Origin of the sequence: Lachnoanaerobaculum sp. OBRC5-5 (assembly GCF_000296385.1) — a bacterium.
Taxonomy (GTDB): domain Bacteria; phylum Bacillota; class Clostridia; order Lachnospirales; family Lachnospiraceae; genus Lachnoanaerobaculum.
The window spans coordinates 2,776,434-2,799,501 of record NZ_JH815185.1; the positions used below are offsets into that span (position 1 = coordinate 2,776,434).

Annotated in this window: 13 protein-coding genes; 11 read left to right on the forward strand and 2 right to left on the reverse strand. The window is 38.1% G+C overall.

Annotated elements, in window-relative coordinates; all coding sequences use genetic code 11:
• Positions 1 to 24: 24 nt before the first annotated feature.
• The 4 genes from HMPREF1135_RS12870 to HMPREF1135_RS12885 all read left to right on the forward strand — a co-directional run bounded on the left by HMPREF1135_RS12870 (position 25) and on the right by HMPREF1135_RS12885 (position 3,460).
• A complete protein-coding gene (locus HMPREF1135_RS12870) occupies positions 25 to 1,056 on the forward strand; it encodes a sugar kinase (RefSeq protein ID WP_007595890.1) in 1,032 nt (343 codons plus the stop codon).
• A gap of 271 nt (positions 1,057 to 1,327) precedes the next feature.
• Entirely contained in the window at positions 1,328 to 2,227 is a 900-nt protein-coding gene (locus tag HMPREF1135_RS12875; RefSeq protein ID WP_007595891.1) for a helix-turn-helix transcriptional regulator, read from the forward strand.
• Between the two features lie 63 nt (positions 2,228 to 2,290).
• Positions 2,291 to 2,905 (forward strand): GyrI-like domain-containing protein, encoded by a 615-nt coding sequence (locus tag HMPREF1135_RS12880; protein WP_007595898.1) that lies wholly within the window; start codon positions 2,291 to 2,293, stop codon positions 2,903 to 2,905.
• Between the two features lie 12 nt (positions 2,906 to 2,917).
• Entirely contained in the window at positions 2,918 to 3,460 is a 543-nt protein-coding gene (locus tag HMPREF1135_RS12885) for a ClbS/DfsB family four-helix bundle protein (protein WP_007595900.1), read from the forward strand.
• A gap of 85 nt (positions 3,461 to 3,545) precedes the next feature.
• On the opposite strand, the gene HMPREF1135_RS12890 is transcribed toward HMPREF1135_RS12885, so the two are convergent.
• Positions 3,546 to 3,863, reverse strand: a complete 318-nt coding sequence (locus tag HMPREF1135_RS12890; RefSeq protein ID WP_007595902.1) for a type II toxin-antitoxin system RelE/ParE family toxin — start codon at positions 3,861 to 3,863, stop codon at positions 3,546 to 3,548.
• Positions 3,847 to 4,119, reverse strand: coding sequence for a type II toxin-antitoxin system prevent-host-death family antitoxin (locus HMPREF1135_RS12895; RefSeq protein ID WP_007595904.1), 273 nt, complete (start codon positions 4,117 to 4,119; stop codon positions 3,847 to 3,849). The genes HMPREF1135_RS12890 and HMPREF1135_RS12895 overlap by 17 nt, the downstream gene beginning before the upstream one ends.
• A 162-nt stretch (positions 4,120 to 4,281) precedes the next feature.
• On the opposite strand from HMPREF1135_RS12895, the gene adhE reads away from it, so the two are divergent.
• The 7 genes from adhE (at position 4,282) to HMPREF1135_RS12930 (ending at position 23,026) form a co-directional block, all read left to right on the forward strand.
• Positions 4,282 to 6,882: a bifunctional acetaldehyde-CoA/alcohol dehydrogenase gene (gene adhE / locus HMPREF1135_RS12900; RefSeq protein ID WP_007595906.1), complete on the forward strand. Its 2,601-nt coding sequence runs from the start codon at positions 4,282 to 4,284 to the stop codon at positions 6,880 to 6,882.
• A 73-nt stretch (positions 6,883 to 6,955) separates the two neighbouring features.
• Entirely contained in the window at positions 6,956 to 7,711 is a 756-nt protein-coding gene (locus tag HMPREF1135_RS12905) for an aminoglycoside phosphotransferase family protein (RefSeq protein ID WP_007595907.1), read from the forward strand.
• Between the two features lie 139 nt (positions 7,712 to 7,850).
• Positions 7,851 to 9,017, forward strand: a complete 1,167-nt coding sequence (locus HMPREF1135_RS12910; protein ID WP_007595908.1) for a cation diffusion facilitator family transporter — start codon at positions 7,851 to 7,853, stop codon at positions 9,015 to 9,017.
• A gap of 346 nt (positions 9,018 to 9,363) precedes the next feature.
• A complete protein-coding gene (locus HMPREF1135_RS12915) occupies positions 9,364 to 13,812 on the forward strand; it encodes a hemoblobin-interacting domain-containing protein (protein WP_007595909.1) in 4,449 nt (1,482 codons plus the stop codon).
• A gap of 329 nt (positions 13,813 to 14,141) precedes the next feature.
• Positions 14,142 to 18,044 carry a DNA-directed RNA polymerase subunit beta gene (gene rpoB / locus HMPREF1135_RS12920; RefSeq protein ID WP_034243225.1) on the forward strand — a complete coding sequence of 1,301 codons (3,903 nt, stop codon included), beginning with the start codon at positions 14,142 to 14,144 and terminating at the stop codon, positions 18,042 to 18,044.
• Between the two features lie 102 nt (positions 18,045 to 18,146).
• Entirely contained in the window at positions 18,147 to 21,887 is a 3,741-nt protein-coding gene (rpoC, locus tag HMPREF1135_RS12925) for a DNA-directed RNA polymerase subunit beta' (protein WP_007595911.1), read from the forward strand.
• A 218-nt stretch (positions 21,888 to 22,105) separates the two neighbouring features.
• Positions 22,106 to 23,026 carry an Rpn family recombination-promoting nuclease/putative transposase gene (locus HMPREF1135_RS12930; protein ID WP_007595913.1) on the forward strand — a complete coding sequence of 307 codons (921 nt, stop codon included), beginning with the start codon at positions 22,106 to 22,108 and terminating at the stop codon, positions 23,024 to 23,026.
• Positions 23,027 to 23,068 lie beyond the last annotated feature (42 nt).

Here is a 23,068-nt window from a genome sequence, read left to right on the forward strand (position 1 = left end):
GATTTTATTTTGAATGGAGAAAATATGTCAAAGATAGTTACAATGGGAGAGATAATGCTCAGATTATCAACTCCAAACAATGAGAAGTTTATTCAGGCTGATGAGTTTGATATCAATTATGGCGGCGGTGAGGCTAATGTTGCCGTTTCACTTGCAAACTATGGACATGAAGCGGATTTTGTAAGTGCATTACCTAAGAATCCTATAGGTGATGCGGCTATTGCAACTCTTCGTAAGTACAATGTAGGCACAAAGCATATTTCAAGAAGCGGAGAGAGAGTGGGCATCTACTTCCTTGAAACAGGTTCAGCGATGAGAGCTTCAAATGTAGTATATGACAGAGCACATTCTTCTATTTCTACAGCTAAGGTGGATGAGTTTGACTTTGATGAGATTTTCAAAGATGTAGATTGGTTCCATTTTACAGGTATTACACCTGCAGTTTCAGACAGTGCGGCAGAGCTTACAGAGGCTGCTCTTAAGGCTGCCAAGAAGGCCGGAGTTACAGTATCTGTAGACCTTAACTTCAGAAAGAAACTCTGGTCATCAGAGAAAGCAAAGAAAATAATGACAAATCTTATGCAGTATGTAGATGTATGTATCGGTAATGAAGAGGACGCCGAGAAGGTTCTCGGATTTAAGCCGGGCAATACAGATGTTACAGCAGGAGAACTTGAGCTTAGCGGATATGTGGATATCTTCAATCAGATGTGTGATCAGTTTAAGTTTAAGTACGTTATAAGCTCACTTCGTGAGAGCTTCTCAGCTTCAAATAATGACTGGTCTGCTTGTATCATGGACGGAAGCACAAGAGAGTTCTATCACTCAAAGAAATACCATGTAACTCCGATCGTAGACAGAGTAGGCGGTGGTGATTCATTTGCAGCAGGAGTTATCTGCGGACTTTGCGATAAGAAAGACTTTAAGTCGGCACTTGAGTTTGCTGTAGCCGCTTCAGCACTTAAGCATACAATCCCGGGAGATTTCAACCTTGTAACAAGAGAAGATGTTGAGAGCCTTGCAGGCGGAGACGGCTCGGGTAGAGTGCAAAGATAATCAAAGTTTATATGTATTTTCCTATAAAAAGGAGCCGGCGAGTGGCCGGCTCTGTTTTTATTGGATCTTTCTCTTTTTTAGTGTCACTTCTGTGACATATATTAATGTTGAATAACTATATTCCCTACAGTTTCAGTACTACTTAATGATGATTAGGTAATCAATGGAGAAGTGGTTAGAGTATATCTTCGGAGGATTAAGAGTTTTTATGAAAATATGACAATACATGTCCGGTTATTGTGATATAATAATTATAGGAGATGTTAAGACGATGAAAGATAATAGGCTGTTTAGGATACTATATTATATTCTGGAAAAGGGAAAAGTTACAGCAAGCGAACTTGCTGATAAATTTGAGGTATCAGTCAGAACAATTTATAGAGATATTGACTCTATCAGTAGTGCAGGTATTCCCGTTTATGCGTTGCAAGGAAAGGGTGGTGGAATAGAAATTGCTGAGGATTTTGTTCTTAGTAAATCACTACTGTCTGAAAAAGAGAAACAACAAATTATGTCAGCTCTTCAAGGATTGGATAATACCGCAATACAGCATGAGAATGAGCTTCTAACAAAACTTTCCGCGCTCTTCAAAATGAAAAATACCGGTTGGATAGAGGTTGATTTTAATAATTGGCAAAACAATAAGCTGTATGAACAAACGTTTAATGATATTAAATCTGCAATTTTAAGTAAAAACATTATTTCATTCACATATTTTAGCAGTAATGAAAAAGAAACAAGTAGAAGAGTTAAACCCGTTAGACTACTTTTCAAGAGTCAGGACTGGTATCTATATGCTTTCTGTTTACTTAGAAATGATTTTAGATATTTCAAATTGTCCCGTACAAAGAATTTAGAAATCCATACTGAAAAGTTTGATGACAGCTTTGAAGATACAATTCTCAAGAAAGAAATGCCACACGAGAACACGGTGCATATAAAAGTTAAGTTTGATCGTAAAGTTGCCTTTCGAGTATATGATGAGATAAACGGAGAAATCATAGAAGATAATGATGGAAATTTATATTCAGAAATAGAAATAACGAATGACTATAACCTATACAATTATATTTTTTCTTTCGGAGATGGAGCGGAAGTATTAGAACCGAAAGAGATACGAATGCAGATTAAAGAAATGATAAATAAAATGGCAGAAAAATATATAATATGACAAATGGTGTCAAGTATCCTCCTGTATAATAAAATTAACCAATTGTAAAGGGAGGACCTGATAATGAAATATGAGTGGAGAAAGCAAGAAAAGAATATTTATGGCGTAAAGCAAAAACCTGTCATTGTAGAAGTGCCAAAGCAAAAATTTATTTTGGTAAAAGGTAAAGGAAATCCGAATGAAGTAGATTTTTCAGATAGAATATCCGCTTTATATTCTCTTGCTTATGCCATTAAAATGTTGTTTAAAAATTCAATGAAAAATAAAACTGATAACGAGATTGCAGATTTTACGGTATATCCACTAGAGGGATTTTGGAAAAAAGTAAATGGAGAAGAGCTTGATAAAAATAAACTGGAATACACATTGATGATTAAACAACCTGATTTTATTACACAAGAGATATTCACAAAGGCACTTGAGAATATAAAAAAGAAAAAGCCTAACGCATTGTATGATGAGATGAGTTTTAGAGAAATAGAAGAGGGTAAATCTATTCAGATTTTACATGTTGGAAGTTATGATGAGGAGCCAAAATCATTTGAACAGATGAATGAATTTGCAAGAAAACTTAATCTTAGAAGAATAGGTGATTTTCATAAAGAAATATATCTAAGTAATAAAAACAGGACAACAGAAGAAAAACAAAAAACTATATTAAGATATTCAGTGAAATAGGGGGAATTTGTTATGCCAAGACCAACGACAAAAAATGATTTAATGACTGCTGCTAAGGAAAACTATGAAAAGCTAAATTTACTTATTTCAAAGATGACAGAGGAAGAGTTAAACACACCGTTTGATTTTTCAAAAGATGAAAAGAAAAAAGAAGCTCATTGGAAAAGAGATAAAAACTTAAGAGATGTTTTAATCCATCTCTATGAATGGCATCAGCTTATTTTGAATTGGGTACATTCCAATCAAAAGGGAGAAGAAAAACCATTTTTGCCTGAACCGTATAACTGGAAAACTTATGGAGATATGAATGTAGAATTTTGGAAGAAACATCAAAATACTTCTCTTGAAGACGCAATTAAAATGGTTCATAAATCACATAGTGATGTATTAGCGTTAGCTGAAAAATTTACAAATGAAGAACTCTTTTCAAAAGGTGTTTATAAATGGGTCGGAGGAAGTGCGCTTGGTTCATACTTTGTAAGTGCAACTGCAAGTCATTATGATTGGGCAATAAAAAAGATTAAAGCGCATCAGAAAAATGTAAATCAAAAATAAGAGGTAAGAATTGGATAGAGTTGCCATGTGAATAAAATAGTTTATAACCACTGCACCGTATTGGTGTGGTGGCTATTTTAAAGTTTTATAATATCTCCAACCAATTCTGTTGTGAATGAAGAATTCTATGGATTTGTATAGTCTTACTATCTTCAATAACTTTATAAAAGATAATGTAGTTCTTCACAAGACATTTTCTAAAACCTTTACTATTTAAATAAGCATCATCTGACAGATTAAAACGGTATGGTAAAGTTGATAATGAAGATAAAGAGTTTTCTACTTCATCAAGAAGTTCTAATGCTGTGGATGGTGAACCAAGGTTGTGAGAAATATAATGTAATATATTTTTTATATCACGGTGATAATTTTCTGAAACAATAAGTTTATAATGTTCCATCATTTAATCCCTCTCGAAGACGTTTCATGGACTCCTCAAAACTTAATGTATGACTGTTTGAAAAGTCATCTTCGCTTTGTTCCAAAAGCCTATATAGTTCATATTTACTTGTTAATTTATTATATAAGTCAATGCTCATAACGGCTAAGTCACCTCGACCGTTTTTGGTAATAAATATAGGTTCGTTTGTGTTATGACAAAATGTGGATATATCATTGTAGCTGTTACGTAAGTCTGTACTTGATTTAATTATCGGCATAAAACCTCCTTTCTAAAGAAATTATAATATTATTTCTTTAGAAACTCAATGATTAAAGGAATAAAATTTGAAATATCATATTGACAAAAAAATAACAATATAGTATTATCTAACTGTGTTAAAAAAATAACGAAATATTCATTTTATTATGTCGGAGGAAATATGGCAGATAAGAATTTTATTGTGGATAATATCGATAACTTAAGTATCAGGATGAAAGAGCTGAGAGAAGCTCAGAGAGAATTTGCGACCTACTCTCAGGAACAGGTTGATAAAATATTCTATGAGGTAGCTATGGCTGCCAATAAAGAGAGATTCTCGCTTGCAAAGATGGCGGTAGAAGAGACCGGAATGGGAGTTTTGGAAGATAAGGTTATCAAAAACCACTATGCTGCAGAGTATATTTACAATGCATATAAGGACACTAAGACATGCGGAGTGATTGAAGAGGACAATATTTTCGGTATAAGAAAAATTGCCGAGCCTATAGGTGTTATAGCGGCTGTTATTCCAACAACAAACCCTACATCGACAGCTATATTTAAAATCCTTTTGGCACTTAAGACAAGAAATGCCATTATAATAAGCCCACACCCAAGAGCAAAGGACTGCACAAACTATACAGCTAAATTTCTGTTGGAAACAGCTGTAAAAGCGGGCGCTCCAAAGAACATTATAGGTTGGATAGATGTACCTTCACTTGAGCTTACAAATGAAGTAATGCATGAGGCTGATATTATACTTGCGACAGGCGGTCCGGGAATGGTTAAATCAGCTTACTCATCAGGTAAGCCTGCAATAGGTGTAGGTGCGGGAAATACTCCGGTTATCATTGATGAAACAGCTGACATTAAGATGGCTGTAAACTCAATAATACATTCAAAGACTTTTGATAACGGAATGATTTGTGCTTCAGAGCAGTCTGTAACCGTAATGGAGAGTATATATAATGAAGTAAAAAAAGAGTTTGCATACAGAGGTTGTTATTTTCTGAAGAAAGATGAGCTTAATAAGGTAAGAAAGACTATTATTGTAGGCGGATCACTAAATGCAAAAATCGTTGGACAGTCTGCATTTAAAATTGCGGAAATGGCAGGTGTAAGCGTACCTGAAAGTACAAAGATACTTATCGGTGAGGTGGAGTCTGTTGATATAAGCGAAGAGTTTGCTCATGAAAAGCTTTCACCTGTACTTGCAATGTATAAGGCAAAGACATTTGATGAGGCTATAGCTAAGGCTGAAAGACTTGTTGCAGACGGCGGTTACGGACATACATCAGCTATTTATATAGATGTAAATGAGAAGGAAAAACTTGCTATTCATGAAAGAGCAATGAAGACTTGCAGAATACTTGTAAATACTCCTGCGGCTCATGGCGGTATCGGTGATTTGTATAACTTCAAGCTTGCACCTTCACTTACTTTAGGTTGCGGTTCATGGGGTGGAAACTCTGTTTCAGAGAATGTAGGCGTAAAGCATCTTATAAATATAAAAACTGTAGCACAAAGGAGAGAGAACATGTTGTGGCTTAGAACTCCTGAAAAGGTATACTTTAAGAGAGGTTGTCTGCCTGTAGCGCTTGATGAGCTTGGAAATGTAATGCATAAGAAGAGAGCGTTTATAGTAACAGATACATTCCTTTATAAGAACGGATATACAGATGTTATTACAAAGAAACTTGATGAGATGGGTATAAGACATACTTGCTTTTATGATGTAACACCGGATCCTACACTTCAGTGTGCAAGAGAGGGTGTAAAGGCAATGGCTTCATTTGAGCCGGATGTAATTATAGCACTCGGTGGAGGTTCAGCTATGGATGCCGCAAAGATAATGTGGGTTATGTATGAGCATCCTGAAGTTAACTTTGAAGACATGGCAATGGACTTTATGGATATCAGAAAGAGAGTATATAAGTTCCCTAAGATGGGTGAGAAGGCATACTTTGTTGCGGTTCCTACATCATCAGGTACAGGTAGTGAGGTTACTCCTTTTGCCATCATTACAGATAAGGATACAGGAATAAAGTGGCCTATAGCAGACTATGAGATTCTTCCGAATATGGCGATAGTGGATGTTGACAATATGATGGATCAGCCGAAGGGACTTACAGCCGCATCAGGAATTGACGTACTTACACATGCTCTTGAAGCATATGTATCAATAATGGCTACAGATTATACGGACGGACTTGCATTAAGAGCGATGAAACTTGTGTTTGATTACCTTCCTTCAGCATATGAAAACGGAAGTGCAGACCCGATTGCAAGAGAGAAGATGGCGGATGCTTCATGCCTTGCAGGTATGGCTTTTGCAAATGCATTCCTTGGTATCAACCATTCAATGGCACATAAGCTCGGTGCATTCCACCATATAGCACACGGTCTTGCAAATGCCGTTATTCTTACAAGAGTAATGAGATATAATGCCGTTGATGCACCTACAAAAATGGGAACATTCTCACAGTATGAGTATCCTAAGGCAAAGGCAAGATATGTAGAGGCTGCTAAATACTGTGGCGTAACAGGAAAAAATGATGATGAGATATTTGAAAACTTTATAATTAAAATAGAGGAATTAAAGAAAATTATAGGAGTAAAAGAGACTATAGCACTTTATGGTGTAGAGGAAAAATACTTCTTAGACACATTGGATGAGATGAGCGAGCAGGCATTTAATGATCAATGTACTCCGGCAAATCCGAGATATCCGCTTATAAGCGAGATCAAAGAGCTGTATTTGGACGCTTATTACGGTAGATAATATAAATTTGAGCGTATTGTATTAGACTTAATTTTAGAAAGGAGACGGATGTTTTATACATCTGTAAAAAAGTATGGATTTGACAAATAAAAAGCTTATTTTAGAGAGACCGCATAAGAAAGTATATGAAACCGATGATTGCATTATTAAAGCGTTCAGCGGTGACCATCCGAAATCTGATGTATTTAACGAGGCACTGAATCAGGCAAGAATAGAAGAGACAGGTCTTAATGTTCCGAAGGTGCTCGCCGTAGAGGAAATGGACGGCGGATGGGCAATAGTAATGCTTAAGAAAAACGGTAAGACTTTAAAAGAGATTATGGAGTCCGACAAGGAAAATACAAGAAAGTATATGGAGATGTTTGTGGATATACAGCTTGATATTCATTCAAAATCATCACCGTTGCTTAACAGAATGAACCTTAAGTTCGGCAGACAGATAAATGAGTTAAAGGATCTCAATGCAACCATCAGGTATGAGCTTTTAACAAGGCTTGACGGAATGAAAAAGCATACAAAAATATGTCATGGAGATTTCAACCCAAGTAATGTGCTTATAGGAGAAGACGGTGAAGTTTCAATAATTGACTGGTCACATGCCACTCAGGGTAATGCTGCCGGAGATGCGGCAAATACCTATCTCTTATTTGCTCTTACAGATAAGAATCTTGCGGATATGTACATGGATATTTACTGTGAAAAGTCGGATACGGCTAAACAGTATGTACAAAGATGGCTTTCGATAGTGGCTGCACAGAGATTATCAAAGCATATAGAGGCGGAGAAGGAACTCTTGATGCAATACATTGATGTTGTAGATTATGTTTAGGTAAAAATCAATACCAACCCCATTCTGTTATAATAACAGGATGTTCCAAATTCAATATAAAAAGAGATTGTATACAATTTACAATTGCGTACAATCTTTTTTTAATGTATAATGTACATCCATATAAAGAAAGGAGAAGATGTCTAAACATCTAAGAAAAATGAGCGGAGATATAAATTCATCCAATTTCAAAATGGATGCAAATGAAAGAAGAAAAAGAATTATAGGTGTATCCATAACAGGGATAGTAACAAATCTGTTACTGGGAGCATTAAAAGCGGTGCTTGGAATACTTTCAGGCTCAATTGCTCTTGTGAGTGATGCTTTAAATAATATTACGGACTCATCATCATCACTTATCACTATAATAGGAACTAAGCTTGCAGGTAAGGCCCCTGATAAGCAACATCCTTTCGGACATGGAAGAACGGAGTATCTGACAAGTCTTCTGATTGGAGGTATAGTATTTATCACCGGTTTTCAATCTCTTATAAGTTCAATAAAGGCTATTTTTAACAGAGAAGAGATGAATGCGAGTATTGTAACTGCAATAATAATTATTGCAACAATTGTTGCTAAAATTGTTCTTGGTACTTTCACTGAAAACAGCGGTAAAAAATACAATTCGGGTGCGTTGATTGCCTCAGGTGCCGATGCAAAAAATGATGCTGTAGTGTCTTTGGTAACTTTGATATCTACATTTATATATATGTTTACAAAAATTTCTGTAGACGGTATTGCCGGTGTTATTATTTCAATATTTATTTTAAAGACTGCATATGAGGTATTGTCAGATACAGTAAAGAAAATACTCGGAGAGAGAGTGGACGGTGAAATGGTAAGGGGGATAAAGGAGATAGCAAGAAATACGGAAGGTGTTATAAACTGCTTTGACCTTATATTAAACGACTATGGCCCAGATTTTTATACGGGTTCTATAAATGTGGAAATAGAGGATAAAAGAAGTATAGGTGAGATGTATCCTATTTTACATGAGGCTCAGACAAAGATTTACAATAAATATAATGTTTTTCTTGTATTCGGATTTTATTCTGTAGATGTAAATGATGAAAGATATATAAAGATAAAATCAATACTGAAGAACTACAAGGAAAATGAAAGACATATTATTAACTATCATGGAATAGTTATAGATGAAAAAGACAGTACTATTTATTGTGATATAACAAGAGACTTTGATATCAAATCGGAAACTGTTATAGAAAATGTGAACAGAATTTTGAAAGAGGAATTTCCGGAGTACAAAATACATGTAAATATAGATACGGAATTTGCCGGAGAATAGAATAGTAATCAGTTAATATAGCAAGATAACGACAAATGTATATTAAACTGAATAAGCAGAAATTTTATTCTACAGATTGTATATAATAAAGTACTTAAAATACAAAAAAAGTACATAAAAACAGCTTGAAATAAATAAAACCTTTTAGTATACTGACAAAAGTTAGCAGATGCTAACGGATGTAATATAATAGAACTTAAATGCAAAGGGAAGTGTTTTTGCAAGAGTATTTGGTCAAAACGTATTACTACATTCTGATTTTGATGCTTTTTTGTAGTGCAACATTCCCTTTATTTAGGTCTATAAGTTAGTGGCTACTAACTAAAGTGTACGTAATAGGAGATTTATGAAAAGAAAGCTAATTTTAAATGTAGGTGTTGGAGCATTGAGTATTTTGATGGCTGCAACACAGGTTACGCCGGCTTTTGCGGGTTCATGGCAGAACACACAGAGCGGAAGGAATTATATAAATGATAAAGGCAGCAAGGTTTTGGGTTGGACTCAGACTCCAAGCGGCTGGTATTATCTTGATACCGACACAGGTATTATGCAGACAGGTTGGAAGAAGGACGCGGCCGGACATTGGTATTTCCTTAATACAGCAAAGGGAGCTGCTGAGGGTATAATGCTCACAGGATGGAATTGGATTGACGGCTATTGCTATTATTTCAATCCTCAAAGCGGACCTGATCAGGGTAAACTTCTTGTAAATACCACAACTCCTGACGGTTACAAAGTTAATGCCGACGGTAAGTGGGAAAAAGACGGAAAAGTTGTATACTCACAGGGCAAAGGACTTTCTTCTACAGCAGGTGCATCAGCAGGTAATGCCGGTCAAGGAGCGGCTAAAAAGAGCGCAGGAAGCTCTAAGGGAAGCTCAGGCGGAGGAAGTTCCAGAGGCGGCAGCAGAGGAAGAGGCGGCTCAGGCGGCGGAAGCTCCAGAGGAAGAGCCGGATCAGGCAGTAGTTCAAGAGGCGAATCACAAAATCAAAATGCAGGTACAGATACAAATTCGGGAAATAGAGGATATTCTGTTGGTGATGTAGAGCACAGTGCTAATACAGTAGAAAACAATACTGCAAGTAATAATGTGGCAGGCACAGAAAATAACGCAGGCAATAACGCAACTTCAAACAATGAAAACGCAGGAACTACAGGAAACAACACAGGTAGTGAAGTTGCAAACAACGCAGGAAACACCTCAAACGGTGAGACTTCAAACAACGCAGGAAACACCTCAAACGCTGAGGGAGCCAACAATGCAGGTAATACAGAAAATAATGCAGCTTCAAATACTGAAGAAGCAAATAATGATAAGTTTGCATATGTAAACTATACAAAAAATGTAAATACAGATTTCGGAGAGTATGTTGTAGTTACATTCAAATACGGAACTATTGACAACTATAAAGTATTGGTAGACGGAGTAGATGTTACTTCAAATATGACCAAGGTTGATGATGACGGTCATGTTGTTAAGTGGCTTTCAAGTGTATCAAATCCTTCAGCATTACAGATTGTAAGTAAAGCTGATAATGATACTCAGGACATCACGCTTGCAGGCGGGGAGAGAAAGAATATAACAAAGACTGATGTAAAGGCACCTAAGTATGTATTATCAAACGGTCCTATTACAAAGTTTGACTATTTCCTTGAGACATTTGACAATGCCGGCAAGGTAAGAAAGAATGCTTCAAAGACCACATTTACATTACAGTCAAAGAAGGTGGATTCAGCAGCAGCTGCAGTTCCTTCAAAATACTATATCCCTGTAACTGAGATAGATAATGTAGGAACCGGAAGCATAAAGATAAAGCTCCAGCTTGAAAATGAGGAGCAGGAGAAGTGGTTTGAAGGACTTAACAATATTAAACTTTTAAATGAAGACCACAATATTATAAACTCAAACCTTGTATACAATAAGTCTGTAGAGACAAAGTACGCAAAGGTGGGAGTTATAAATATTCCTCTTCCTCAAAATAATGCAAGAAGCAGAGGTGATTACTATGTAAGTGTAGGTTCTGCAAACGGAAACGAAAGAATAAGCCTTCCTATATCTCTTGTAAGCAGTACAAACTTTAAGGTAATGCGTGACAGTACAACTCCAAATCCTAAGGTTGGAGAAAATATCAGATTCAGGATAGTTGATCCTAAAAACAATCAGAGCTTTGGAAATGATATTGGTGTTGTAATGTATAGAGTAACACTTACAAAGCCTGACGGTAGTGTTATTGAATTGCCGAAGATTTCAGGATGGCATAATATATCGGATATTGTACAGATTACAGGAACAGACAGTACTTCAGGTAAGGTGTATACAGATGTAGCCGGAGTTTATACAGCTACAATCTATACAAAGGGATATAAGACTCTTACAAAGAAGTTTGAAGTATTAAAGAGTGACGGTTCATCCGTAGCAACAACACCTGTCAGTGATGAGTCAAAGACTGTGGATGCTATATCTTCTCCTACAGTAGGTAAAAATCATGCAGGAAACAGAGAGTCTTCAACAATTACAAAGGTTCTTGTAGGTGGAGGAAGTTCTGCATCTTCAGGCTCAGGAAAGAAGGCTGATTCTGTATCAGGCGCTACAGGTAAGACAGGCGGTAAGGCTGATGCTACATCCGGTGCAAGCGGAAGCATGATGATAAATTCATACCTTATGTATGATTATGATCTGCTTGCAAATGCAATGATTTTAAATGAAATCGGACTTAGAAGCAAGGATTCGGATGCCGTAATGAACTGGTGGCTTGAGCAGTCTCCTGAGGCGATTGTTGGAGAAGATAAGAGTAAATTATATCTTCTTAACAACTTTGTAGATGCATATAAGGATGCAAGACTTGAAGGAAAGGTTCTTACATTTGAGGACTATATCAAGTTTGAGAATGCAACTACAAGGAATATTGTCGGAAATGTAAAGAACGTACTTGAAAACGGTAGGCTTGGAACTATTTATCGTTACGGTAATCTTGTAGGAGAAGCGGCACCTACATTTGAAGGTCTCGTACAGGCAAATGCAGACAGCTTTACAATAACAACCGACAACGCAGATTTCTTAAAGAATCTTGAGTCCGTAGTACTTGACGGTTCATCACCTCTTAGAGGCGACAATTATTTGAAGCAGTATGAAGTAAGTGCGGATTATAAGAGTATCACACTTTATAAGAGTGCATTCAACAGATATCTTGCTCCTATAGTAGGAACACATAAACTTGCTCTTAATTCTATAGGTTTTGAGAAGATAGAACTTGACCTTACCATCACAGATACTTTGGAAGAAGTGGAACTTAGTGATGTAAGTGAAAAGCATGAAACGGATTCAGAAATAGTTATAAAGGCTGTTAAGGATGATGATGCCAAGAAGGGAGATTTCCTCAGTAAGCTTGGCAGAGTAATGGTTCAAAATCCTGACGGTACACTCAGGGACGTAATATCCGCATCTGCAGGCGGTTATACTTCAAATTCGGTTTATACTGTTGCGGACGGAAAAGTTACACTTCGCGGCGGATTGTTTAAAAATGCAGGCGAATATATTATTTATCTGCAGTCAAGCGACAGAAACTATGCTGTTAAGTCTATAAAAGTAAATATTACTGAGAAAGCAAATACAGCACCTGTAACTCCTGTTACACCTGTGACTCCGGTAACACCTGTAACACCGGTTACTCCTGTAACCCCACCTGCAGTGGAAGAGGGCAAGGATGCACCTAAGGCAAAGACAGGCAAAAAGTCGAATTCGATATTATACAATATGCTTACAGTGAAATTCGAGGGCATGAATGAATCTGACCTTGAGAAATATCTTAAAGCGGTTACAAGTGTCAATGTAAACGGTGAGGATTATACTAAAGCAGGTATTATCGGTTTCGGATATGGAAATACAAAAGAATTTAGGGCGCATAATGATTCAACTTATGGTGGCAAAATAAGTCAGTTATCTGTAAAGGCAAGCAGCTTTACAGATAATAAGTTTGATTTTGTTGTAAAGGCGGATGGATATAAGGACCTTACATTTATAATGAATGCTGACGGAAGCATAGCGGAAAGCGTTGCACCGGCACCGGTAGTTCCTACTGTTAATGAGGTGGAAGTTGATAAGGTCGAATTTAAAAAGTATAATAATGCCGAAGTATATGCCGTTACACTAAAGGGCGATGCGGCAAAGATTAATGAGTTTATAGAGAAACTTAATGCTGTCGAAGTAAACGGTGTAAAGGTTGAAGAAGGTAGAATATCAATACTTGGAAGAGATGTATTTGCAGTAGACAACGATAATGTAATCTACATAAAATCAAGAAAGATAAAGGGACTTTCAGACAGACTTGTATTTAAGGGAGAGGGTATGGATGATTTAGTCTATACTACATCTTCACAGATAGCTACACCGGCTATTACAGGTTCAGAGATTAAGAAGGGCTATGATAATTTTGTAAGATTGACATTTGATGATACGGATAGAGTAGGGCTTAAGAGATTTACAGAACTTATAAGCTCGGGTAAGGCAACAGTTACCGTAAACGGTGTTACTTACAATAAAGGATATAATCTTAGAAATGCTACTACATATAAGCTTACAGCAAATATGGCTTACGGATACACTCAGTTTATCGATCTTTCACTTGACGGATTCAATCAGGTAAATAATGAAGTGGCAATAAGTTCCGAGAACTTTGAAACTGTCAGATTTAATGTGGAGATAGCTGAAAATGCCTCTGCTTCAGGAAACAGAAGAACAAGAAGAGACTTAAGTGCAGTAGAAACCGCTACATCATCAAATGCGGTAATACGATAAGATTAAAAATTAAATATTATATTTGATTGATTATGCCTCCTTTTAGAGCAAATGAGTGAAAAATACTTATTACTTTATAAGGGGGCGTTTTAGATATGTGGAAAATTGAAAATAAATGAACATATGTTCCGTATTGACATGTTGACTTTATTTTTGTAAGATGAAAGTTGCACTATTGTAGGGACTTTTGTGCCCTTTTAGAGGTGTTTGGACGTAAAAATGTCCAATGTAACTTGCCTAACGGCTAAACAAATTGAATAGATTGCTCTAATTATAACATAGAAAAATCTAAATTCATAGAATAAAAAATATACAGGGGTGAAACGTCAATGGATAGAAGCAAGATGCATCCGATAACTTCCGGAAAGAGCATGAGGATGAGTTTCCAAACACAAAAAGAAGTTCTGGAAATGCCTAACCTGATAGAGATACAAAAAGACTCATATCAATGGTTCCTGGATGCAGGCCTAAAAGAAGTTTTTAGGGATATATTTCCTATAGAAGATTTTGCGGGACATTTTAGCCTCGATTTTGTCAATTTTAAATTGGCAAGAGATGAAGTTAAATATTCCATAGAAGAGTGTAAGGATAGAGATACAACATACGCAGCTCCGTTAAAGGTGAAAATCAGACTTACCAATAAGGATAAGGATGAGATAAACGAGCATGAGATCTTTTTAGGAGATTTACCACTGATGACAGATACCGGATCATTTGTAATAAACGGTGCGGAGAGAGTTATAGTCAGCCAGTTGGTTCGTTCACCGGGTATTTATTATACAATCGATCACGATAAAATAGGTAAAGAGCTATTTATGTCTCAGGTCATACCTAACAGAGGTGCATGGCTTGAATACGAAACAGATTCTAACGATATCTTTTATGCAAGAGTGGACAGAACAAGAAAAGTTCCTATCACAGTACTTTTGCGTGCTTTCGGTCTTGGAACAAATACTCAGATTATAGACATGTTCGGCGAGGAGCCGAAGATTATGGCGAGTTTTGCAAAAGATCCGTCTGAAAATTACCAGGACGGTTTGCTTGAATTATACAAGAAGATCAGACCGGGTGAGCCGCTTTCAGTAGACAGTGCCGAAGGTTTGCTTAAAGCAATGTTCTTCGATGCCAGAAGATATGATTTGGCAAAAGTAGGAAGATACAAATTCAACAAGAAACTCCATTTTAAGAACAGAATAAAGGGACATACTCTCGCCAGAGATGTAGTGGATGAGAATACAGGTGAAGTATTGGCACAGGCGGATACCGTAGTTGATGCTCAGACTGCAACAGCAATACAGAATGCAGCTATTCCTGCCGTATGGATAAAAGGAGTAGAACGTGAAGTAAAAGTTCTCTCAAATATGATGGTAGATATCGAAAGCTATGTACCTGAGCTTACAGACCCTAAGTCTATCGGAGTTACAGAGCAGGTATATTATCCCGTACTTCAGAAGTTGCTGGAAGAAAATGAGGGTGAAGAGCTTATAAAGGCTATTGAGAAGAATATCAATGAGCTTATTCCGAAGCATATCACCAAGGAAGATATTTTCGCTACGGTAAACTACAATATGCATATAGAAGAGTATATCGGAAGCAAGGATGATATCGACCACTTAGGAAACAGAAGAATAAGAGCGGTAGGAGAGCTGTTACAAAACCAGTACCGCATCGGTCTTACAAGAATGGAGAGAGTTGTAAGAGAAAGAATGACCACTCAGGACATTGAGTCTATTACACCTCAATCACTTATAAATATTAAGCCTGTAACTGCCGCTGTTAAGGAGTTCTTCGGAAGTTCACAGCTGAGCCAGTTCATGGATCAAAACAACCCTCTTTCAGAGCTTACACATAAGAGAAGACTTTCAGCTTTGGGACCGGGAGGTCTTTCAAGAGAAAGAGCCGGATTCGAGGTTCGAGACGTTCACTATACTCACTATGGTAGAATGTGTCCTATCGAGACACCTGAAGGACCTAATATCGGACTTATCAACTCGCTTGCAAGCTTTGCAAGAGTAAATGAGTACGGATTTGTAGAGGCACCTTATCGTGTTGTGGATAAGTCACAGGACCCTGAGAACCCGAGAGTTACAGAAGAAGTAGTATACTTAACAGCCGATGAAGAGGATAATTTTACTGTAGCACAGGCGAACGAGCCGCTTGATGCCGAAGGACATTTTGTAAACAACAATGTTTCAGGACGTTACCGTGATGAGACTTCAGAGTTTAAAAAGAAAAATATAGATTTGATGGACGTATCACCGAGAATGGTATTCTCAGTGGCTACAAGTATGATTCCTTTCCTTGAAAACGACGATGCGAACCGTGCGCTGATGGGTTCAAACATGCAGAGACAGGCAGTGCCTCTTATGATCACCGATGCACCTGTAGTTGGTACGGGTATGGAGACCAAGGCGGCAGTAGACTCTGGTGTTTGCGTTGTTGCCAAGAATTCAGGAACTGTAATTGAGTGTTCATCAGATAAGATTGTTATTAAAAGAGATGATGATGCGGTACTTGATACTTACAAGCTTATTAAGTTTGCAAGAAGTAACCAGTCAAACTCATATAATCAAAAGCCTATAGTATTTAAGGGCAACCATGTAAATGCCGGTGAGGTTATTGCAGACGGTGCTTCAACATACAATGGTGAGATAGCCCTTGGAAAGAATCCGCTTATCGGTTTCATGACATGGGAAGGATACAACTACGAGGATGCCGTACTCCTTAGCGAGAGACTTGTGGAATATGATGTATATACATCTATTCATATTGAGGAATACGAATGTGCGGCAAGAGAGACTAAGCTCGGACCTGAAGAGATTACAAGAGATGTACCGGGAGTCGGTGATGATGCTCTTAAAGATCTTGATGAGAGAGGTATTATCAGAATCGGTGCTGAAGTAAGGGCCGGTGATATACTTGTAGGAAAGGTTACTCCAAAGGGAGAGACGGAGCTTACAGCGGAAGAAAGACTTCTTCGTGCAATCTTCGGTGAGAAGGCAAGAGAGGTAAGAGATACTTCACTTAAGGTACCTCATGGTGCTTACGGTGTGGTTGTTGATGCGAAGGTATTTACAAGAGAAGCCGGAGATGAATTGGCTCCGGGCGTTACACAGAATGTAAGAATTTATATAGCACAAAAGAGAAAAATCTCCGTCGGTGATAAGATGGCCGGTCGTCACGGTAACAAGGGTGTTGTTTCCAGAGTGTTGCCTGTAGAAGATATGCCATTCCTTCCAAACGGAAGACCGCTTGATATCGTGCTTAACCCTCTGGGTGTGCCTTCACGTATGAACATCGGACAGGTACTTGAGATTCACCTCTCACTTGCGGCAAAGGCACTTGGCTTTAATGTGGCTACACCTGTCTTTGACGGTGCAAACGAGAATGACATTATGGATATGCTTGAAGTTGCAAATGACTATGTAAACGGTGATTGGGACGACTTCGAGAATAAATATAAAGATGTACTTGATCCGGGAGTTGTAGAATATCTCGGTTCACATCTTGAGAACAGAAAACTTTGGGAAGGTGTTCCTCTTTCAAGAGACGGTAAGGTAAGACTTCGTGACGGTAGAACCGGAGAGTACTTTGACAGCCCTGTTACAATAGGTCACATGCATTATTTGAAACTCCACCACATGGTAGATGATAAGATTCATGCAAGATCGACAGGACCATACTCACTCGTTACTCAGCAGCCGCTTGGAGGTAAAGCACAGTTCGGTGGACAGAGATTCGGAGAGATGGAGGTTTGGGCTCTTGAGGCATATGGTGCATCATACACATTGCAGGAGATCCTGACAGTAAAATCCGATGATGTTACAGGACGTGTTAAGACATACGAGGCCGTTATTAAGGGAGAGAACATACCTGATGCAGGTATACCTGAGTCATTCAAAGTACTTTTAAAAGAGCTCCAGTCTTTGGGACTTGATATAAGTGTACTTGGAGAAGACGGAAGAGAAGTGGAACTTAAAGAGAATACGGAATATGCAGATCTCAGCATTCACTCTATTATAGAGGGTGAGAGCAGACACCATGGAAGAGAAGATTTCAAGTCTGCAGGTTATAGTGAGCAGGAAGTAAAGGACGGTGAGTTTGTATCCGTTTCGGAAGATGAGGCCGATATGCAGAATGCCGATGCTGACTATGATGGTGATATAGATTCGGGGGATGATTCCTCCTATGACGAAGATTCATTTGATGACACAGATAATTTTGAAGAATAATCTGAAAGCGGAGTGAATACTTATACAGCAGATGCCTTTTTTGGCATCTGCAAAAAATCAATGAAGTCGATTTATCGTTTTATATAGAAGGGAGCAAATTTTATGCCTGAAAACAATGATGCTTATCAGCCAATTTCTTTTGATGCAATTAAGATTGGTTTGGCTTCTCCTGAAAAAATACTGCAGTGGTCTCATGGTGAGGTTACAAAGCCTGAGACTATCAACTACAGGACATTAAAGCCTGAGAGAGACGGTCTTTTCTGTGAAAGAATATTCGGACCGAGTAAGGACTGGGAATGTCACTGTGGTAAATATAAGAAAATCCGCTACAAAGGCACTGTCTGTGACAGATGTGGAGTAGAGGTAACAAAATCCAGTGTGCGTAGAGAGCGCATGGGCCATATCAAACTGGCTGCGCCTGTATCTCATATCTGGTACTTTAAAGGAATTCCTTCAAGAATGGGTCTTATAATGGATATTGCACCTCGTATCTTGGAGAAAGTATTATATTTTGCATCATATATAGTATTGGACGGTGGTGACACTGCCCTCAACTATAAGCAGGTGCTTTCAGAAAGAGAGTATAGAGATGCAATCGACACCTATGGCTACGGTTCATTCAGAGCAGGGATGGGTGCAGAGAGCATTTTAGAAATATTAAGCAATATCGATCTTGAAAAAGAGTCGGTAGAATTAAAAGAAGCATTGGTAGATGCTACAGGACAAAAGAGAGCAAAGATCATTAAAAGACTTGATGTGGTAGAAGCTTTCAGAAGTTCGGGAAATAAGCCTGAGTGGATGATACTCACAAATGTACCTGTTATACCGCCTGATATCAGACCTATGGTACAGCTTGACGGTGGTAGATTCGCTACCAGTGATTTGAACGATCTTTACAGAAGAATTATAAACAGAAACAACCGTTTGACTAGACTCTTGGAACTTGGTGCGCCTGATATCATTATCAGAAACGAGAAGAGAATGTTACAGGAAGCTGTAGATGCTCTTATAGATAACGGTAGAAGAGGAAGACCTGTTACAGGTCCGGGAAACAGAGCGCTTAAATCACTTTCAGATATGCTAAAGGGTAAGCAGGGACGTTTCCGTCAGAACCTTCTCGGAAAGCGTGTTGACTATTCGGGAAGATCTGTTATCGTAGTAGGACCTGAGCTTAAGATTTATCAGTGCGGTCTTCCAAAGGAGATGGCTATAGAGCTCTTTAAGCCTTTCGTAATGAAAGAGCTTGTAGAAAAGGGAACAGCTCATAATATAAAATCTGCCAAGAAGATGGTAGAAAGAATGCAAAATGATGTATGGGATATTCTTGAGGAAGTAATCAAAGAGCATCCTGTAATGCTTAACAGAGCGCCTACACTTCATAGACTGGGTATTCAGGCATTTGAGCCTGTACTTGTAGAGGGTAAGGCTATCAAGCTTCATCCGCTTGTATGTACAGCGTTCAATGCCGACTTTGACGGTGACCAGATGGCTGTCCATTTGCCACTTTCAGTTGAGGCTCAGGCTGAGTGTAGATTCTTGCTTCTTTCACCGAATAACCTTCTTAAGCCTTCAGACGGTGGACCTGTTGCCGTTCCTTCACAGGATATGGTTCTCGGAATCTATTATCTTACACAGGAAAGACCGGGAGCAAAGGGAGAAGGTAAGTTCTTTAAGAGTGTAAATGAGGCGATTCTTGCATATGACAACAAGATTGTTACATTACATTCCAAGATCAAGGTCAGAATAAGCAAAAAGCTTGAAAACGGAGAAGTTATATCAGACACTGTTGAATCAACAGTGGGTAGACTTTTATTTAATGAAATAATACCTCAGGATCTCGGATTTGTAGACAGAAGTATTCCGGGAAATGAGTTAAAGCCTGAGATTGATTTCCTTGTAAAGAAAAAGCAGTGTAAGCAGATATTAGAGAAGGTTATCAATGTACACGGACTTTCAAGAACGGCGGAAGTGCTGGATGATATAAAGGCAATCGGATACAAGTATTCAACTATTGCATCTATGACTGTTTCTATTTCAGATATGACAGTACCTGAGAGTAAGCCTGAACTCATAAAGAATGCGCAGGCTACAGTTGACAGAATTGCAAAGAACTATGCCCGTGGATTTATTACTGAAGAAGAGAGATACAAAGAAGTTATAAAGACCTGGGATATGACAGATAAGCAGCTTACCAGAGACCTGCTTGACGGACTTGATGCATACAACAATATCTTTATGATGGCTGACTCAGGAGCGAGAGGTTCGGATAAGCAGATAAAGCAGCTGGCAGGTATGCGTGGTCTTATGGCGGATACAACAGGACATACTATCGAGCTTCCTATTAAGTCAAACTTTAGAGAGGGTCTTGACGTTTTGGAGTACTTTATCTCAGCTCACGGTGCCAGAAAAGGACTTTCAGATACTGCTCTTCGTACAGCCGATTCAGGATACCTTACAAGAAGACTTGTAGACGTTTCACAGGACTTAATAGTTCGTGAAACAGACTGCTGTGAAGGCAAAGAGATTCCGTTTATGGAAATCAAAGCTTTCTCAGACGGTAAGGAAGTTATTGAGAGTCTCGAGGAGAGAATCACAGGAAGATATATTGCAGAAACTATAACAGATCCTGATACAGGGGAAGTGGTAGTTAAGGCAAATCATATGTGTACTCCAAAGAGAGCCGCTGCAGTAATGAAGGTGCTTGAGAAGCTTGGAAGAGACAGTGTAAAGATAAGAACTATTCTTTCATGTAAATCACATACAGGTATCTGTGCTAAGTGCTATGGTGCAAACATGGCTACAGGTCAGGCTGTACAGGTAGGTGAGGCAGTAGGTATTATAGCTGCACAGTCTATCGGTGAGCCGGGAACACAGCTTACTATGCGTACCTTCCATACCGGAGGTGTTGCCGGTGGAGATATCACACAGGGTCTTCCTAGAGTCGAGGAGCTTTTCGAGGCAAGAAAACCTAAGGGACTTGCAATCATCACAGAGTTCGGCGGTGTTGTAGAACTTAAGGATACCAAGAAAAAGCGTGAGATTATTGTTACAAACAATGAAACAGGTGAGTCAAAGACATATTTGATTCCATACGGCTCAAGAATAAAGGTTCTAAACGGAGATGTATTGGAGGCCGGTGACGAACTTACAGAAGGTAGTGTAAACCCACATGATATCCTTAAGATAAAAGGTGTTCGTGCGGTTCAGGATTACATGCTTCGTGAAGTTCAAAGAGTTTACAGACTTCAGGGTGTTGAGATTAACGATAAGCATATAGAGGTTATCGTTCGTCAGATGCTTAAGAAGGTAAGAATAGAAGAAAACAATGATGCAGATGTACTTCCGGGAAATTCAATGGATGTTCTGGATTACAATGATATGAATGAAAAGCTTATTGCAGAAGGAAAGACTCCTGCAGATGGTAAGCAGGTAATGCTCGGTATTACAAAGGCATCTCTTGCAACAGATTCATTCCTTTCAGCGGCATCATTCCAGGAGACTACAAAGGTTCTTACAGAAGCCGCTATCAACGGTAAGGTGGATCACCTTATAGGACTTAAGGAGAATGTACTTATAGGTAAGTTGATACCTGCAGGTACAGGTATGAAGAGATACAGAAGCGTAACTCTGAATACAGACGAATTCATCGGAGATGACGATGAAATCATCCTAAGTGAGGACGATCCTGCACTTCTTGATATCAAAGAAGAGCTGATAGCTGATGCAAAGGAAGCTTTGGAGTCGGAAGAAAAGGCTCTTGAGCCGGAGAATGCTGAAGAGGTTTCAGAAGTTGAAGATAGTTCTGATAATGAAGAAGCAGATGCTAAGAGCGATGAAGAATAAAGATAAAATGGAGACTGCCGGTGTGGCGGTCTCTTTTTGGTTGTTATATTTTAAGTTCTGTAAGGACATTTAAGAATATTGCTATTGCAAAATATTTATATTCATCATAAAATAAAGCCAAGTGAACGACTTTTATTTTATTTCTATGTTCATTTTATCTTATGTTTTATCTAATCAATTTCTATAAAATCAAATCAGTAATATTATATGGAGGTCGTATGAAGGGCAACAAAGAAAAAGATATTACACAAAAGACACTTGAAAGGTATAATGATGTATTCGCAGATATTATAAATGTGTTATTATTTAATGGAGACAGAGTGGTGACGGAAGACAGCCTGACAGATGTACTGCCGGGAAGCATTTTAAAGCTGGATGGCAGGATAAGGACACAGTATAGGGATATAGCAAAATATTGGCATAACAGTAAGATAAAATTATCAATGTTCGGATTGGAGAATCAGACAAAACCGGAAAAGAGAATGCCGTTGAGGGTATTTGGATATGACGGAGCGGAGTATGTCAAGCAGGCCAAAAAGGAGAACAGTAAAGAAGTAATTTATCCTGTGATTACATTAGTACTATATTTCGGGTATAATAGTAGATGGAATCAACCAAAGAGCTTATTTGAACTGTTGGAGATAGATGAAATGATCAAACCATATGTGAATGATTTCAAAATGAATCTATTTGAAATAGCATATCTTGACAGAGAAAAGATAGATATGTTCAAAAGTGATTTTCGTATACTGGCGGACTATTTGTATCAGATGCGTGTAAATAAAAACTATGTCGCCGGTGATACAGTAATTGAACATGTGGATGAACTTTTAATGCTGATGTCTGCGATGACGAATGATTACAGGTTTGAAGAAACTATAAACGAGGTGAAGGGAAAGGAGAATGTAACTATGTGTGAGGTACTTGACAGAGTAGAAGCAAGGGGAATAGAAAAAGGAATGGAAAAGGGAATAGCAAAAGGAAGAGAAGAAGGCATTAAAGAGGGTATTAAAAAGGGAATTAAAGAAGGAACTGTACAAGTCCTTATTTCTCTGGTAAAGGATGGAATTTTAAGCATTTCGGATGCAGCAAGAAGAGCCGGTATGAGTGAAGAATCCTTTAGAGGATATATAAAGTGAGTTTTATCAAAGGGACCATAGGATCAAAATGTACAAGGGCTG

Bases quoted from the DNA above. Each gene is read 5' to 3' on its own strand.
- HMPREF1135_RS12870 (WP_007595890.1), top strand. From the start codon at position 25: ATGTCAAAGATAGTTACAATGGGAGAGATAATGCTCAGATTATCAACT.
- HMPREF1135_RS12875 (WP_007595891.1), top strand. From the start codon at position 1,328: ATGAAAGATAATAGGCTGTTTAGGATACTATATTATATTCTGGAAAAG.
- HMPREF1135_RS12880 (WP_007595898.1), top strand. From the start codon at position 2,291: ATGAAATATGAGTGGAGAAAGCAAGAAAAGAATATTTATGGCGTAAAG.
- HMPREF1135_RS12885 (WP_007595900.1), top strand. From the start codon at position 2,918: ATGCCAAGACCAACGACAAAAAATGATTTAATGACTGCTGCTAAGGAA.
- HMPREF1135_RS12890 (WP_007595902.1), bottom strand. From the start codon at position 3,863: ATGATGGAACATTATAAACTTATTGTTTCAGAAAATTATCACCGTGAT.
- HMPREF1135_RS12895 (WP_007595904.1), bottom strand. From the start codon at position 4,119: ATGCCGATAATTAAATCAAGTACAGACTTACGTAACAGCTACAATGAT.
- adhE (WP_007595906.1), top strand. From the start codon at position 4,282: ATGGCAGATAAGAATTTTATTGTGGATAATATCGATAACTTAAGTATC.
- HMPREF1135_RS12905 (WP_007595907.1), top strand. From the start codon at position 6,956: ATGGATTTGACAAATAAAAAGCTTATTTTAGAGAGACCGCATAAGAAA.
- HMPREF1135_RS12910 (WP_007595908.1), top strand. From the start codon at position 7,851: ATGTCTAAACATCTAAGAAAAATGAGCGGAGATATAAATTCATCCAAT.
- HMPREF1135_RS12915 (WP_007595909.1), top strand. From the start codon at position 9,364: ATGAAAAGAAAGCTAATTTTAAATGTAGGTGTTGGAGCATTGAGTATT.
- rpoB (WP_034243225.1), top strand. From the start codon at position 14,142: ATGGATAGAAGCAAGATGCATCCGATAACTTCCGGAAAGAGCATGAGG.
- rpoC (WP_007595911.1), top strand. From the start codon at position 18,147: ATGCCTGAAAACAATGATGCTTATCAGCCAATTTCTTTTGATGCAATT.
- HMPREF1135_RS12930 (WP_007595913.1), top strand. From the start codon at position 22,106: ATGAAGGGCAACAAAGAAAAAGATATTACACAAAAGACACTTGAAAGG.